This window comes from Mesorhizobium sp. M1A.F.Ca.IN.022.07.1.1 (genome assembly GCF_003997575.1).
Classification (GTDB): domain Bacteria; phylum Pseudomonadota; class Alphaproteobacteria; order Rhizobiales; family Rhizobiaceae; genus Mesorhizobium.
In genome coordinates, this window is the sequence record NZ_RZST01000131.1 from 1 (window position 1) to 14,778 (window position 14,778).

The 14,778-nt window shown below is 58.2% G+C and carries 11 protein-coding genes and 2 pseudogenes; 2 read left to right on the forward strand and 11 right to left on the reverse strand.

The window, feature by feature from the left end; all coding sequences use genetic code 11:
• Window positions 1-533 precede the first annotated feature (533 nt).
• Window positions 534-871, forward strand: a pseudogene (locus EOA75_RS35775) (LysR family transcriptional regulator); the annotation flags it as partial.
• Between the two features lie 367 nt (window positions 872-1,238).
• Here EOA75_RS35775 and EOA75_RS16380 read toward each other — a convergent pair.
• Window positions 1,239-2,540: an IS110 family transposase gene (locus EOA75_RS16380; protein ID WP_236473627.1), complete on the reverse strand. Its 1,302-nt coding sequence runs from the start codon at window positions 2,538-2,540 to the stop codon at window positions 1,239-1,241.
• A 672-nt stretch (window positions 2,541-3,212) separates the two neighbouring features.
• Between EOA75_RS16380 and EOA75_RS16385 the strand changes: the two genes are divergently transcribed.
• Window positions 3,213-4,130, forward strand: coding sequence for a LysR family transcriptional regulator (locus tag EOA75_RS16385; protein ID WP_091600624.1), 918 nt, complete (start codon window positions 3,213-3,215; stop codon window positions 4,128-4,130).
• Window positions 4,131-4,178: 48 nt separating this feature from the next.
• On the opposite strand, the gene EOA75_RS16390 is transcribed toward EOA75_RS16385, so the two are convergent.
• From EOA75_RS16390 to EOA75_RS16435, 10 genes and pseudogenes are all read right to left on the reverse strand, one after another.
• Window positions 4,179-4,982, reverse strand: coding sequence for a TIM barrel protein (locus EOA75_RS16390; RefSeq protein WP_091600623.1), 804 nt, complete (start codon window positions 4,980-4,982; stop codon window positions 4,179-4,181).
• A 164-nt stretch (window positions 4,983-5,146) separates the two neighbouring features.
• A complete protein-coding gene (locus tag EOA75_RS16395) occupies window positions 5,147-6,208 on the reverse strand; it encodes a LacI family DNA-binding transcriptional regulator (protein ID WP_091600622.1) in 1,062 nt (353 codons plus the stop codon).
• A 278-nt stretch (window positions 6,209-6,486) separates the two neighbouring features.
• A complete protein-coding gene (locus EOA75_RS16400; RefSeq protein WP_268929390.1) occupies window positions 6,487-7,770 on the reverse strand; it encodes a dicarboxylate/amino acid:cation symporter in 1,284 nt (427 codons plus the stop codon).
• Window positions 7,771-8,158: 388 nt separating this feature from the next.
• Complete coding sequence (locus EOA75_RS16405) at window positions 8,159-8,920, reverse strand: sulfotransferase (RefSeq protein WP_024505871.1); 762 nt, start codon at window positions 8,918-8,920, stop codon at window positions 8,159-8,161.
• Window positions 8,921-9,207: 287 nt separating this feature from the next.
• The gene (locus tag EOA75_RS16410; RefSeq protein WP_091600620.1) at window positions 9,208-9,996 is read right to left on the reverse strand and encodes an ABC transporter permease; all 789 of its coding nucleotides are present in this window, start codon (window positions 9,994-9,996) and stop codon (window positions 9,208-9,210) included.
• A 3-nt stretch (window positions 9,997-9,999) separates the two neighbouring features.
• A complete protein-coding gene (nodI, locus tag EOA75_RS16415) occupies window positions 10,000-10,914 on the reverse strand; it encodes a nodulation factor ABC transporter ATP-binding protein NodI (RefSeq protein ID WP_091600619.1) in 915 nt (304 codons plus the stop codon).
• 261 nt (window positions 10,915-11,175) lie between these two features.
• The gene (gene nodC / locus EOA75_RS16420; RefSeq protein WP_091600618.1) at window positions 11,176-12,501 is read right to left on the reverse strand and encodes a chitooligosaccharide synthase NodC; all 1,326 of its coding nucleotides are present in this window, start codon (window positions 12,499-12,501) and stop codon (window positions 11,176-11,178) included.
• Between the two features lie 15 nt (window positions 12,502-12,516).
• On the reverse strand, window positions 12,517-13,176 hold the full coding sequence (nodB, locus tag EOA75_RS16425) for a chitooligosaccharide deacetylase NodB (RefSeq protein ID WP_091600617.1): 660 nt from the start codon (window positions 13,174-13,176) through the stop codon (window positions 12,517-12,519).
• Window positions 13,173-13,763, reverse strand: coding sequence for a NodA family N-acyltransferase (locus tag EOA75_RS16430; RefSeq protein ID WP_063169401.1), 591 nt, complete (start codon window positions 13,761-13,763; stop codon window positions 13,173-13,175). The genes nodB and EOA75_RS16430 overlap by 4 nt, the downstream gene beginning before the upstream one ends.
• An 854-nt stretch (window positions 13,764-14,617) precedes the next feature.
• Window positions 14,618-14,778, reverse strand: a pseudogene (locus EOA75_RS16435) (beta-ACP synthase); the annotation flags it as partial.

Genomic DNA, 14,778 nt, shown 5'->3' on the forward strand with positions numbered 1-14,778 from the left:
GCCGACGAATGACGCAGGCATTCCCTCACCGCTCTCCGACTCGGCGCGTTTCTTGATCAGGGCAATGACGTCCGTTGCGAATTGATCGGCCATTCTGTTTCCTGTCTTTCTTTCCCGCGTTTCGACCTGGACGCGGCTCAGTTCCTGAGGCGCGCCGCCTCGCGAAAATAGCCACCACGCTTGTGCGACTGACAAAGCCCAATGCTCATAAAGCCGGATCAGGTCCGGCCGGTGTGTGGCGTAGGTGCAGTATGACGATGTGAGCCGCTACACCGTGCGCGTCTCCCAGTCTGTCCATAGGCTCGGAAGAAGTCGGACAGTTTGACATGGCCGGTCAGTTGCAACTCCCTTTCCCAACACTCCACTGCCCGGTAGAGCGCATGAAAAATCTCCTTTCGGGCGGTTTCTTAAGACGCTCGCCACGCCATGAGGCAGTGGGGCATCGGTGTCCGTCAGGTGCTTCTGCCCATGCAGGATTCCACAACATTGATGAAATCGTTTGTTTCGATGAAAGGCATCCACACTTTGGATAGTTGACCACGCGTTTCAAAGGTCGTGAACTACATCTCCTCGTTGTGCTCGACGCACTCCCGACAGAGCGCAACCTCATGGGCGCGGCATGCAAGATTAACCGAGCCCAGCCGGTCATGAGTGCGGCCGGCGCTCGGCTGCTCGATTATTTGCGCGATGAGCTCGCGACCATGTCCGCGGAGGTATTCAAACTTAACGCTGCGTCCGGGAGCTCTTGCCCTCCAGTTCGCGACGCTCTCCTGCCCATCCAGTGCTCGTTTATTTCGTCGGATAGTTTGACCCGGCTCTACCGAATCGCCGCTTCAGGATCATTCTTTCCGATTTCGTCACGCTCGTATTTCTGCCGCGCCCTACACCGATTAGGCGCGAACAAACTGAGCGCCTTGGAACCCGAACCCGTGCGTCGTGACCGGGAGCATCCGGGGCGAACTCATGCGCTCGGGGGCATCGCATCACCGGACGGCGACAGGCACGGTCGACCGGCATCTCGGCATCGGCTGGGAATTCGTCCATGGTCTGCATTGACGACGCTTCCTGAGGCCACGTAGCTCTTATGCCAAGCTGGGCGCCCGGGTCGAGCGCGTAATGACGACAATTGCTTCGCTACAGGTCAAACGCTTTCCGGGCCACCTGCAAAGTCTTCACCCGGCCGTACAGCGCCCAAGACCACTGATGTGATCGACAAGAGCCTTGTTGATAAATCTGCGCTATTCTCCTGTCGCGCACGGACGACCGCGTGGCGAAGAGCAGGGTCCGAGATGAGAGCCCTGCCGCGCAGCTTCTATCGTCGCGCCTCGTTTGCGGCATCCGTGCCTACCCTCTTCGGACCTCGTGGGTTCCAACCGGCGGCGAGGCGTGCATAGGCGCCCTCGGCCTGCTCCACCCAGCGGCGCTCTTCTTCCCGGTGGCTCTTTATGTTGTAGGCGTGCGCGGCTCCCTTTTGGCCGCGCACAGCCTTGCTCCCGGCCTTGAGTTCCACATCGCGCAAGCTTCTTGGCATGCAGGGAGGGTCGAGCCCACGCGTAACTCTCGCCCTTCATCAACAGATGCCAGATCACGACAGAGAGTTTGCGTGCGGTTGCCACGGCCGCGACATGCTGTCCGCGCCGGGCTCGCACGCCGCAGGGAGAAGGCTCGCAACGGTCCGGGAGCACGAGCGGCCGCCCAGGCCGCCTCGACGAGCATGCCGCGCGCATGACCACGGCCCTGCTTGGTGATCCGCCCATGGTAGGCCGGACCTGGCCGGACTGTCGGACGCTTGGGTTCAACCCGAGATAGGTCACGAGCTTCTGCGGATCGTCGAAGCGCGACACGTCGCCGATCGCCGCCTTCATCGCCAGCGCGACGGTGATGTCGACGCCGGGAATGGTCATCAGCCGCTTCACGCCTTCATCCTCGAGAGCCGAGCGGGCAAGATCGCGTTCGATGACCTGGAGGTCTTCGCCCAATCGGTCGAACTCGCGCAGATGCCGATCGATCGCGAGGCGCTCGTCCTGCGGTACGACCTGCTCGATTAACCAGGTCCGACCCTTGGCGCCGCACAGGTCGGCATGCGGGCAGGACGGGATCAGGTGGCTATGAAGGATCGACTGGATGACGGTCTTCAATCGAGATCTCTGTCGGACAATCTGATTGCGCCGTGTCACCTGTCGACGCAGAGCCTGCGTCGGCTCGTCCGCAATCCAGACTTCTGGCAAGAAGCCGCTGGCATAGAGCTGCGCAAGAACGTCGGCCTCGATCGTCGTTTTGATCTTGGCATAGGCAATGATACGCACCTGTTTCGGGTTGCCGATCCCCACCTTCTTCACATGCGGCGCAACCACAGCCGTAGCGGACGTCGCGTTGCCGGTGGCCTCGATCACCCCGACATCGTTCGGCGACAGCTTCGCGGCGAACGCCGCCAGCAGATCGCGCCGCATGTCGACGCGGCCGAGTCGCCTGAGCCTGCCATCCTCCCATGCCACTGCTTCGGCGAAGGCGCGGTGAATATCCAGTCCGATGATGCGCATGCCCGTTCCTCCTTCTTGGCTCGGTCAAAGACGGGAGCTGGCGGGTAACACGACATCTACTGATCCGCGCTCGCAGCGCCTCCGGGAAAGTCGCGAGGGGCGGCGATGTAACGAGCTCGGGCTCTCAGCCCACGGTCTATTGACGGCCTGCCTGCACCTTCGTGCTCCCGGTGCCCCACGTCCCGGATGGGCTCACCATAAGGGCGTTCCAAAACAAGAACGGCAGGACGAAAAGGCACCACAGATCACCACCGGATAACAGCAAGGCCAAGCGCTTCGTTCAGACAGGCTTGCGCCAATGGGCTTAGGCCGAGCCTACAACAGCTCTCAAAAACGCTGCCGAACTGCTGCATTGGCTTCGCCGATACAACACAGGCCTCACGGCAGCTTAGGATCAAACCGCCCATCAGTCGCCTCGGACCACGCCTTGCTAGGTCGGGGCCGCCGAAGACGCTGGTTGATAGCCCGGCGCCATCGGCCCGGCATTTCAAACCGCCAATCTCTGACCTGCACAGTACGTACGATTGCTCGCTTCGGCAGATCACGCGGCTCATATGTCGGACCTTAACGTCATCCATCATAAACTTTTTGCGACAAAAGATTGCAAGAATGCTAAATTGTTAAAGTCGTTTGTTTCGGTTAAAGGCATCCATCCCATGGATGGCTGATGACATGCGTTTCAAAGGACTTGATCTAAATCTCCTCGTTGTGCTCGACGCACTCCTGACGGAGCGTAATCTCTCGGCGGCGGCACGCAGGATCAACCTGAGTCAGCCCGCCATGAGTGCGGCCGTCGCCCGACTGCGCGATTATTTCCGCGATGAACTGTTTACGATAAGAGGTCGCGAACGATTTCTAACCCCGCGTGCGGCAGCATTTGCCCCCGCAGTTCGCGACGCTCTCCAGCACATCCAGTGCTCGATTATTTCTTCGGATCCGTTTGACCCAGCTCGAGCCGATCGCCTCTTCAGGATCATTCTTTCCGATTTCGTCACGCTCGTGTTTTTCGAAAAGCTTGTGGAGCGTATTGCACGGGAAGCCCCCGCCGTCAGCTTCGAACTGCTGCCTGTCGACGATAGCCCCGATGAGCTTCTCCGGCGCGGTGACGTCGATTTTCTAATTCTACCGGATATGTTCACGTCGAGTGTGCATTCAAGCGTTCCGCTGTTTGACGAGAAGCTCGTGTGCGTAGGCTGTCCCACAAACAAGCAGCTGCCACAGCAGCTTACATTCGAGAGATACATGTCGATGAGGCACGTCGCGGTCAGGTTCGGGCGTACGATGAAGCCGTCTATCGAGGAATGGTTTTTGCTTGAGCATGGCCTTAAGAGACGTGTCGAGGTCGCCGTGCAGGGCTTCAGCATGATTCCACCTATGGTGTCCGGCACAGCTCGTATAGCGACCATGCCCTTGCGGCTGGTCAGGCATTTCGAAAACACGTTCCCCCTGCGGGTTATCGAACTTCCGCTGCCATTTCCCACATTCACCGAGACCCTCCAATGGCCGGCCCTCCACAATAGCGATCCGGCAAGCATCTGGATGCGGGAGATAATGATGCAAGAGGCATCTCGGATGGCTGTCCCGCTGTGAACCCACGGAAAATTCAGGCGCACCTATAGTCACTACTCCTGTCACCATCTACTCTGACGACAATAGCCCTCGCCGGATAAAGTCGATGCTGGCGGCAAGTGCGCCTGCGAGATCGTCCAGAGAATGGACTTCCTCGACCAGCTCGAACGAGAAAGGTCCCGCGTAGCCGCCATCCAGCAGCGCCTGAATCTGGCTGCCATTGTCGGAACCTGCAAGAAAGCGATCGGGGTAAATCCAGAAGGTCGGGTCGTTTACGCTTGAAATGTGCACCAGGCCGGTAAGCTCGCAGAACAGGCATGTCTCCCCGGCCAGGGTGTGGTGGAACGTGTCGTGCACGAGGCGAAAGACGGACTGGCCATCAACCGCGGCAACGGCCTCGGCCGCTTCCTTCTTTGATCGAAGCGAGCAGGTTCGGAAACCCAGCGGCTCGATAAGACCGATCAGACCCCGCGACTGGAGGATTGGCTTGATCTCGTTTAGAGCGAAACGAAGATTGTCCTGGCGCTCGCTATTGGTGGGCCACGAGCTGCGGTTGGCCGGCACCAAAACGAGCGTCTCCGCCCCGCACGCCGTCGCATAATCGGCGAGGTTGCTTGCCTCGGCCTGACGCGTTGGAGTCCAGTCGTTGAACCGCTGCAAGGCGTTGACAGAGATGATCGTGATGCCCGCTTCGGTAGCGGCAAACCGGACGTCCGCAGCCGGAATGCCGCGTGCGACAGGATTGCTGAAATGAGGGTAACGGATTTGGACGTCGGTCAGGCCTTGGTCACGGGCAAGCGCGAAAAGCGCACTGACGTCAAGGCGGGGCGCCGCCATGTGATCGAGTGCAAAGCGGGGCGATACCTGGCGCATTGCTTGACTTTCCTTCCATGAAGCGCGGCTGCCATTTCGGCATCCGGCTTCTTTCAAGACGGAACCACGCCGGTTCACAGATCGGACAGAGACGGCCGAGTCAATCGAGCTTTCCTTTCATCGGTGAAAGGAAAATGGGCGCTCATGATAGAAATCCATCAAGCTCAAATATTTTCCGGAAGATAAATGTCGAACGGCAGAAATGTCTGCCCCGGGCTCTCCGCGACGCCGGCTTTGATGGCCCGCTCCATTGCCATTATCAGCTCCTGGCAAAGTCGGCGCATTGGCGTGCCGACCGCCATCGTCAAGATGTCATCCGCAAGCGCCCCACGTGACTGCGGCGTCATTTCACTCACGATCGCGACGAGATCCTGACCGCTCCCCTCTTCTCGGAGCGCGGAAATTGCCCCCTCTATCCCCCCGCCGGCCATATAGAAGCCGACGAGCTCTGGTTCCCGCTGCATAAGATCCAGCAATTTTTCGTAAGTGAGCTGCCGTTCATCAAGGTTCACGAGCGCATCAAGCACCTCGAATTTTGGCGCGTTCTCACGAAAATACGCACGAAAGGCCGTTTCCCGCGTCGCATGCGCCTGGAAGCGATGGCTTCCGACAAACACCGCCACCTTGCCGGGCCGTTTTGCGGTCTTGGAAAACACCCAAGCGGCAGTCCGTCCGACCTTGCTGTTGTTGAGGCCGATGTAGCCCTCGCGCACGCCATCGGCGAAGTCGGATAGCAGCGAAAATACCGGGATACCTTTCGCCTTGAGCTCCTCGACTGATGCTGTGATTTTCGGGTGATCGGCCGCCACCATGGCGATCGCCTGGCAGCGGCTCCCAAGGTCCTTAAGAAGCGGGAGCAGGTCACGCGGCAAATGTGACTGCGCGAACTCGATGATCGGAAGGCCGTGGAAGGATTTAGCCATACTGACCGACTCTTCGATCTTGCGAGCGAAATCTTGGTAGAAATCGTGGGTAGGTTTTCTCAAGATGAAGCCCAGCTTGTAGTGCGGCAGGTGCTGCTGCAAGCGCTGTTTGATGAGACCGGCAGCATGATAGCCGATCGCGTGCGCGGCCGCATGGACCCGCTGGGCGGTCTCCTCTCGCACCGGAAGGCGGACGTTCAGAACCCGATCGACTGTTGCTACGCTGACTCCGGCTTCGCGGGCGAGATCGGCAATTGTGACGCGCTTTCCCCTAGCGATTCTGATCGGCCGGTCCTCCATCATCCGGTGCGCTCCCGCGACGGCTTGGGGCGGCAAGCTGAAATAGTTCCCACACCCGGCGGTTGATAGCGCATTCGACGAACAGCGCTCCATGCGCACCCAGATGAGTTTCCGTGAACCGTTCGTTTGCTTAGGGGCTTCATGGTGTTGTATTACTCACTGCGTTAGTACTCTATTTCCAGCGCTCTTTGGAGGCTGGCAATTCGACTGTTGTGGCAAGGCCGCGACTTACACGTCGCGCTGTTGCGATTTTGCTTGCGGGGAGCCAGTTTGATGTAACCCTAACCGCGGAAAGCGGCTTCCATCCGTGACTGGTCCAATTCGCCTTCCCAGCGAGCGACAACGAGCGATGCCACCGCATTACCGACTAAATTCGTCAGCGCGCGGCATTCCGACATGAAGCGGTCCACGCCAAGAATTAGAGCCATTCCGGCAACGGGAACACTCGGCACGACAGAGAGAGTAGCGGCCAATGTGATGAAGCCGGCGCCGGTGACGCCTGCCGCACCCTTCGAGGAAAGCATCGCAATTAGCAGCAGGAGGATCTGATCGGCAATTGACAAATCTGTGTTCGTCGCCTGCGCGATGAAGAGGGCGGCGATCGTCATGTAGATATTGGTACCGTCCAGATTGAATGAGTATCCAGTAGGGATGACGAGACTTACGACCGAACGCGCGGCGCCGGCCTTCTCCATCTTCTCCATGAGCGAGGGCAGCGCGGCCTCCGAGGAGGACGTTGCCAGGACAAGCAGCAGTTCGTCCTTGATGTAGCGGACAAGAGAAAAGATCGAGAAGCCGTTGTAGCGGCAGACCGCGCCGAGAACCCCGAACACGAAGAGGAAGGCGGTAAGATAGAACGTCGCGACCAGTATCGCGAGGTTGGCCACCGAACCGATACCGTATTTGCCGATCGTAAAGGCCATTGCGCCGAAGGCGCCGATGGGTGCAGCCTTCATCAGAATGCCGACGAGCTTAAAAATGGGGGCGGTAAGCGCCTGGAGAAAGGTAACGACCGGCCTGCTCGTCTCTCCGGTCATCGCCAAAGCAATGCCGAACAGGACCGAGAAGAACAAGACTTGCAGGATGTCGCCTTCCGCGAAGGCACTGGCAATCGTTGACGGGATGATGTTCATCAGGAAGCTGGTCACGGACTGCTCGTGAGCCGTGGCCACATAGCCCTTAACGGCTTGGACATCGAGCGAGGCCGGATCGATGTTGAGGCCGGCGCCAGGCTGAACGATATTCGCGACAATCAGTCCGACAACGAGTGCAAGCGTCGAGAAGGTGAGGAAATAAACCATCGCCTTGGCGGCAACTCGGCCGACCTTCTGCAGATCGCTCATGCCGGCAATGCCGGTCGCAATTGTCAGGAAGATGACAGGTGCGATAATCATCTTGACGACTTTGATGAAGGCATCGCCGAGCGGCTTCAGGCTCTGGCCGGTTTCCGGATAGAGATAGCCAATTGCGGCACCCAGGACTATGGCGGCAAGCACCTGCACGTAGGTCCGGGCAAAATGGCGCTTGCGGGGCGCTGCGATCGCGCGGGGGACTTTTGGAACCAACACCGTTTCTCTCTCCCTGACCGGATCGGGGTGGGGGCTCCTCCTTCTCCCATGCTGCGCTCCGGTCGAGCGCTGCTGTCATCTCGGAGCAAGCGCCGTGCCAACTGGAGGCCTGTCCCGTCCAGCGAGATTGGTGCGGGTTGCGCACTGGAACCCTCCACCTTTGCCGGAATTTGCACTCAAGGCTCGCCAAAGATCGCGTGAAGAAGTGCTTCGCCAGAGAGGGAATTGACCAGGTCGCCTTGCGGCCGTGCCTTTGATGTTCGCCGCAGATCGAATGCCGGCCGATATCTGTCGTCTTGGTGACTTTGGTTGGTCAGTTTTGCGACGGAATGCGCGCAAACTGTAGGATATCCTACACGCCCATCAGAGCACGCGGGACAAGCGATTAAGCGTAGGAGCGCATCGAATCTCCGAGGTCAAAAAATCTTGAATAAGGTCCGCGTGCGAAGTGAATCCGCAACTCGTCAAAGTTCTCCACCGTTTGATCCAGCGGTCGCGTTTCCTGGCGCTGCAGGATGGCGTTATCTGATGGCTCAAGCGCTGGAACGCCCAGGAAATCCCAAACCGCTCCCAAGCATTGGGCAGGTTCATGAAGAAGGCTCTCGTATTCCATTACAAGCAGGTTGGTCGACGTGAAGGAGTCCATAACGCGAGCGTGAAAATCGTCGGCGGCTTTGAAATAAGCCTCACAGTCAGCGATTGACAACCTGACGCTCGGTGGCCGAGCGGTATCGTTGTCCGAGCTGAACTTCAGCCACTGACCGCTTTCCCTGGCCTGCACAAAGGAACGGAGCGATTCCAATACGTTTCGGCGAACAACGAGGATGACCTTGAGTGCTGGCCAACGAGCTAATTCCGCAAAGAATGCTGGACGCTCGCGAAACTGAGGTTCATTGATCTTGCAGCCAAGATGCGTCACATTCTTGTAGTCGCGCATAGGGCAGCGCACATAGGCAAGCTCAAGAAGCTCGCGATCCGTGCCTAGCAGGCGATCCGTGCTGGGCCAATTGGGATCATATTCGTTTAGCAACTCACCGTTACTCAAAACGGTCGGATGCTCGTTTAGCAATTCTTCTAAATAGTGTGTTCCGGTCCTTGGCATAGCAAGGATCACAAAAGGCTCAGGAGTTGGTTCGTTGTGGGTCATTGCATGTGTATCCAACTAAATAATGGCCGCGACGGTCTGGGGACGCGCACAAGAAGCTTGGCTGCTATCGCTTGAACGCTCCGGGTGGGTCCGCGCCTCACCACCCAGCCTGTACTCCGAGGTGTGGTCGCGAAGATGGGCGCGTGCCTGCAGCGGCTGGGTGGCGCCCGGCTTCGGCGTTGTTGTACCACTCGCGATTCCTGGCACACGCATGCCTCCGGGCCGCTGTGGGCAGTTTGCAATCCGGCATTGCGGACCTCCTTCTCGTTGATGGGCGTAGGTAAGCGTCAACGCATTAGTCGTCGATGAAACAGTCCAGCCGACACAAAAAAAGGCAATACAGCGAACATGCAAAGTGCGCCTATATGCAGCCCTACATTGTCGCCCAGGCGGCCGAGCATCACCGGACGGATTAGATCGATAGAATTCGCCAGCGGCGAGAAGGCCGCAATCTGCTGAAACACTCCTGGCAATTGGCCGACTGGAAAAACCGCGCCCGAAAGGAACAGCATAGGTGTGATGACAAGCGTCTGATAGAAAATAAAATAGTGATAACTGGGCGCGAGCGCGATGACGAGCATGGCCAGGCTCGCAAAGGCGAACCCGGTGAGAGCGATGACCGGCAGCACGTAGAGAACCGACGTCCACGCGGCATAACCTAGCGCGGCGGCAACAATCGCAATTGTCGTACCGGCCAGAAAGGCCTTTGTGGCTGCCCAGGTCAATTCACCGAGAACGATGTCGCCGAGGGTAAGTTGTGTGTGCAAGATTGCTTCCCAAGTGCCCTGATCGCGCATTCGACCGAAAACCGCGTAAATTGTTTCGAAGGTCGATGCTGTCATCGCGCTTGTCGCAACCATGCCGGCTGCCAGAAAAGCGATGTAGGATGCACCTTCGATGCGGCCTACCAACAGTCCAAGGCCAGTGCCGAGCCCGAAAAGGTAAATCATCGGATCAGCAAGGGTGCCGAGCATTGAAGCAAATGCCACCTTCTTCCATGCCAAATGATTGCGGCGCCACACCGCGATCCAGTTCCAGGCGTTGGCGGGTAGAGCGGCCGCAAGACGTTCACCCATTGCTCACTTCTCCATCTCACGTCCGGTTAGCCGCAAGAAAACGTCCTCCAGACTGGGTGGACGCTCCAGAATACGCAGACCCGCTCGACCGCGAAGCTGGATGCGCACATCCTCCGGATCAGGCGCATAGCAAAAGAGCGTCTCGCCGCTTACCTCGATACGCTGAACGTACGGCCTGATCAGCGAAATCAGCTCCTGTGGATTGCCGCCGAAGATCTCGATCACGTTGCACCCAATGTACTCGTCGATCAGCGCATGAGGACTGCCCTCGGCGATCTTGCGTCCCCGCTCGAGAACACACAGCCGATCACAAAGCCGCTCAGCCTCTTCCATGAAATGGGTGGTCAAAATGATCGTTTTTCCGCTCGCCAGCAGGAAACGAAGTCGCTCCCAGATCAGATGGCGGGCATGCGGGTCGAGGCCGGTCGTGGGCTCATCCATCACAAGCAACTGGGGGTCGTTGATCAGAGCACGTGCCAGCGTCAGGCGCCGCTTCATCCCGCCGGATAGCAGGCCGACACGTGAATCCGCCTTGCTCTCAAGGCGAGCGAACTCGAGGAGCCGTGGGATGACGGCGTTGATCTCTCTTGTTCTCATGCCGAAGTAGCGCCCGAACACCAACAGGTTCTCACGTACCGTAAATTCCAGGTCGAGATTGTCGAACTGCGGGACCACGCCTATGCCCTTGCGGGCCAAGCGGCTGCGTGCCGGCACTGGTAGACCGAGGACTGTTATATCACCCGCGTCAGGCCGGGTCATACCGAGGAGCATACGCGCAATCGTGCTCTTGCCTGCGCCGTTCGGCCCCAGCAGACCGAAGCACTCTCCCGATGCAACGGTGAAGGACAGCCCGTCCACAACGAGCTTGTTTCCGAATAATTTGGTTACGCCGGTAAGGTCGATTGCTACATTGGACATGCGTCTATCTCAAGCGGAATGAGTCCGATTGGCCACCGGCAGCTTACTTACGAATCTGGTTCAGAGCAGGCCACCGCCTTGAGATGGCACCTTTGGAAAGTCGCGGCCGGAGCGACGCGTGTATCGCTTCCGCCAAAGAATTAACGTCAAGATGCCACGTGTCGCTTCCAGATAGTTCCCGTTCTGACCATAGGTAACTCGACAAGCTTCACCACGTGTCGACTGACACAACTTACTCGGTCACCCGGCGCTGCAAGGCCGTCAGACTTCACCAGCTGTGAGCGAAAGATCTGCAGTATGAAGTGACTCCGCAATTCCAGAATTGCCCGCAGCATTTGCTCCGGCAAGCGGCGTCGCGCTTGTGATTTCCTTTGTGCTTCTGTTGGGCAGGGGAACACTTTTACGCGACAGCCAATCGCTATTGCTCAATGTACACAGGGCGTAAGCCTTCAAGGGGATCAACAGGAATATCCTGATTAACGCGTGCATTGAATAGCCGATGAATCGAAGCTGCCGAGTGCGGAAAGATAACACCGTAGATCTGATTATGGTCATGGTGACAATAGCCAGCACCGTCCACCAATTTACTGTATGTGAAAATAGTAGCTCACCGAGCGCCGTTACTACCGCGATGCCGAGCAACAATGGGCCGAGATTCTCTCCCATCACATCCAAAGTTAGATAGCGATCCAGGCCACGCAGTAGACCTCGCGCAAGCATCGTGTCCCGGAAAGTGCTCCGTGCCCAGCGGAGTTGTTGGCGCAAATAAGGTCCCATCTTGTCCGGAACGACTGTCGCCGCGACGGCACCTGGAACGTACTCGGTTCGAAAGCCTGCTTTCAGCATGAGGATCGTAAGATGACGGTCTTCACCGAAGTCGCTTGGTTTCCCCCTGAACAGCTGCGTCTCGTATTGATCCAGCAGAGAAAGGAGACAAGACCGGCGGTACATTGCACATGGGCCGCAGCAGCACATGACCGCACCAAAGCGACCTTGCGCCGCGCGCTCCTCATTGCAAGCCAGCCAGTATTCCATATCGATCAATCGGGTCAACCAAGTGTCGCTGCGGTTGTATGCCGTCAGCTGGCCCATGGCCGCTCCGACCATGGGATCCCGCATTTTTACTGCAAGCTTCGTGATCACGTCGGACGCAAGTGTCGTGTCAGAGTCGACGCTGAGCACGAAATCTCCAGATGAGCGGCGGATGGCGGCGATCTGCGCCTTGCGTTTGCCAACATTCTCGCGGAGCAGAATGAAATTGAATCTCGGGTCGCCCTCGTAGGCGTGATGTACCGGGATGACGGCATTACGATTTCCAGAACCGTCGTCAACCAGATAGACCTGAAATGTTCCGGCGTAATCTTGAATTGCGATGGAAGCTAAACACGCCGCGAGTGTGCGCGGGTCCTCATTGTAGCAGGGGATGATGACATCCACGCTCGGCCAACGGTCGGATCCGAACAAGCTTTCCGACGGCGGCGTAACATTTTCCGGTTGGGAGTAGACCGCTTGCATGCCTCTGTAAACAGTCGAGAGCACCGCATAAGACGAAACGGCAACAGTACTGGCTGTGGTGAGAAGGTCCATAGGATCTCTGTTTGTTCAGGGATGTTGAGGAAGTGATCGGATTACAAATCCGCGGCCGTGCAATTCTGGAATTAGGCGTGACAACGCTGTCACCGTCTGGTCGCGCAGACTGGCTTGATTGCCTGGTTGCAATTCGTCGGGAGCGCACCCGTCGTGCAACAGCACGATTGCGCCCGGCCGGATATCGGCGAGCACTCTGTCGACGATGGCGTCAACGCCGGGGCGAGACCAGTCGCGTGGATCAATGGACCAATGGACGGGCGCCAATGCCGCACCCGCTGATGCAGCGATTACTTCTTCGGTCCAGATGCCATACGGTGCACGAAAGTACCGAACCATGGCCTGCGGGCAAGCCATCCCTATGACTCTGTTTGCCTCAACTATCTGGCGGTCGACTTCGACGGGCCCGCATTTAGCCAGGTCCGGATGAGTCATCGTGTGGTTGGCTATACCGTGCCCGTCTGTAATAATTCGGCGAACGAGTTCCGGCTCGTCGGCCGCGTAGGCCCCAACAACGAAGAAGGTCGCCGGCACCTGATGTTGCGCCAGCACATTGAGTATCTGCGGTGTGAAAAATGAATTGGGACCGTCGTCAAACGTCAGATAGACGCTGCGCTCTGCAATGCCATCGGCATTGTCACTCTGCCCTTCGCATATGTAGTCCAGAGGCTTCATAGTTCCGGACCGTTCCGGTCGATCAGGGTACCGGACGGCCACTCGTCCATCGAGCGTCCGATCGGCGAAACCAACACGAGTACGTCTTCCAGGCGCGTGGGCGGCAGGTCGGGATGCACGTCTGGACGGGTCGACCGTACGCGAACGCCCGACACAATGTTCGCGAGGCCGGCTCTGCAGAATCTTTCGACATGGTTTCGCAGCGCGTGCCGAACCGTGCCGAAAGCGAATGGAACACCCAACTGATGGAGCACTGGGTACGCCACGCGCATCGAAAAACCGATTCCGAGCCCTTCAAGATCCGGACGAACCGCGTACAGGCCCAATTCAGCGACGATCAAGTCGACCTCGCCAACTTTGATGAAGCGCCGCAGCATGCCGATGTGAGCCGCTACCCCATGCGCGTCGTAGCCGATTGCGCGGAATTCCGGCCTCGCGCCGGCCCAACTGCGGCCGCCTTCGAATGGCTCCGCGTTGAAGGCGCCAGTCCGTCCATAGGTCTTTCGAAAAAAGTCGGAGAGTTCGACATGGTCGGCCAGTTGCAACTCATTTTCCCAGCACAACTTCCACTCGACATTCGGGCGCATGGAAGACCTCACCTTGTAGCTGTCCGGTTGAGATAAATGTCCAAGCATTGGTTAAATAATTGGCGTCGCCCCAACGGGGCGTAACTTGTGGAGACCGCCGAAAGACCAAGCCGCAATGCAGATGCGACTGACTTTGTACGCCCCGCACACCAGATGATGCTCCTCGGATCCAACGCAACCATCGGAACTACCTATCTTTCCAACTTGAAGCGCTTCTATGGGACCTGCAGCAAAAACGGTAAAATCCTTTGTTTAGATGAAAGGTATCCACGCTTTGGATAACTGGGCGAATGCGTTCCATATGGCTGGTCAATTATCGTCGTCACGCTCGAGGCACTTCTGACGAAGCGCAAAGCTCACGCCCGCGGCACGCGCGGCCGTTGCCGGGCCGCTCGATTATCTCCGTAAGAGCCCGAGCGGAGCTCAGACACGACGATTGATCAGAATCTGATTCGCGGGTTCAGTATCTTTTTCGTGTATCCAGCTCTGGGCTGTCCTTTGGCGGGAGTTAGGTTCGCCCAGGTTCTGAGCCTGGGGCGTCGGCCCGTTCGCCGCACAGGCTCCTTCGCACATCGTCGAGGCCGAGAAAGAGGTGGCCACACAGCTCCCCCTGTACTTTCCACCACCCGACACCAGAGCTCACCCAGGGCGCCGGCCTTGCTCACCTCAACGGATAGCGCACTCGCGCCGCTTCACGATTAAAAGAATTCTACAAGCAGATGCCTGTTTGATCGTGAGACGTCCGCTGCCAATTCCCGCATCGCAGAGGCAGCCAATAGCGCTCGCTTCACATAGTGGTCCGGCAAGCAGCTAGATACGACAGGTGACCTCAAATGAGGCGTCTTGCATGGCTTCTACACCTGCCTGAATGCCAGAACTGCGTTCGTGCCGCCCATGGCGAAGGCGTTGCTCATGGCGACGCGCACCTTGCGCTCGCGCGGCACATTGGGTGTGATGTCGAGGTCGCAAGCGGGATCTGGCTCGCGATAGTTGGCGGTCGGCGGCACGACGTCCT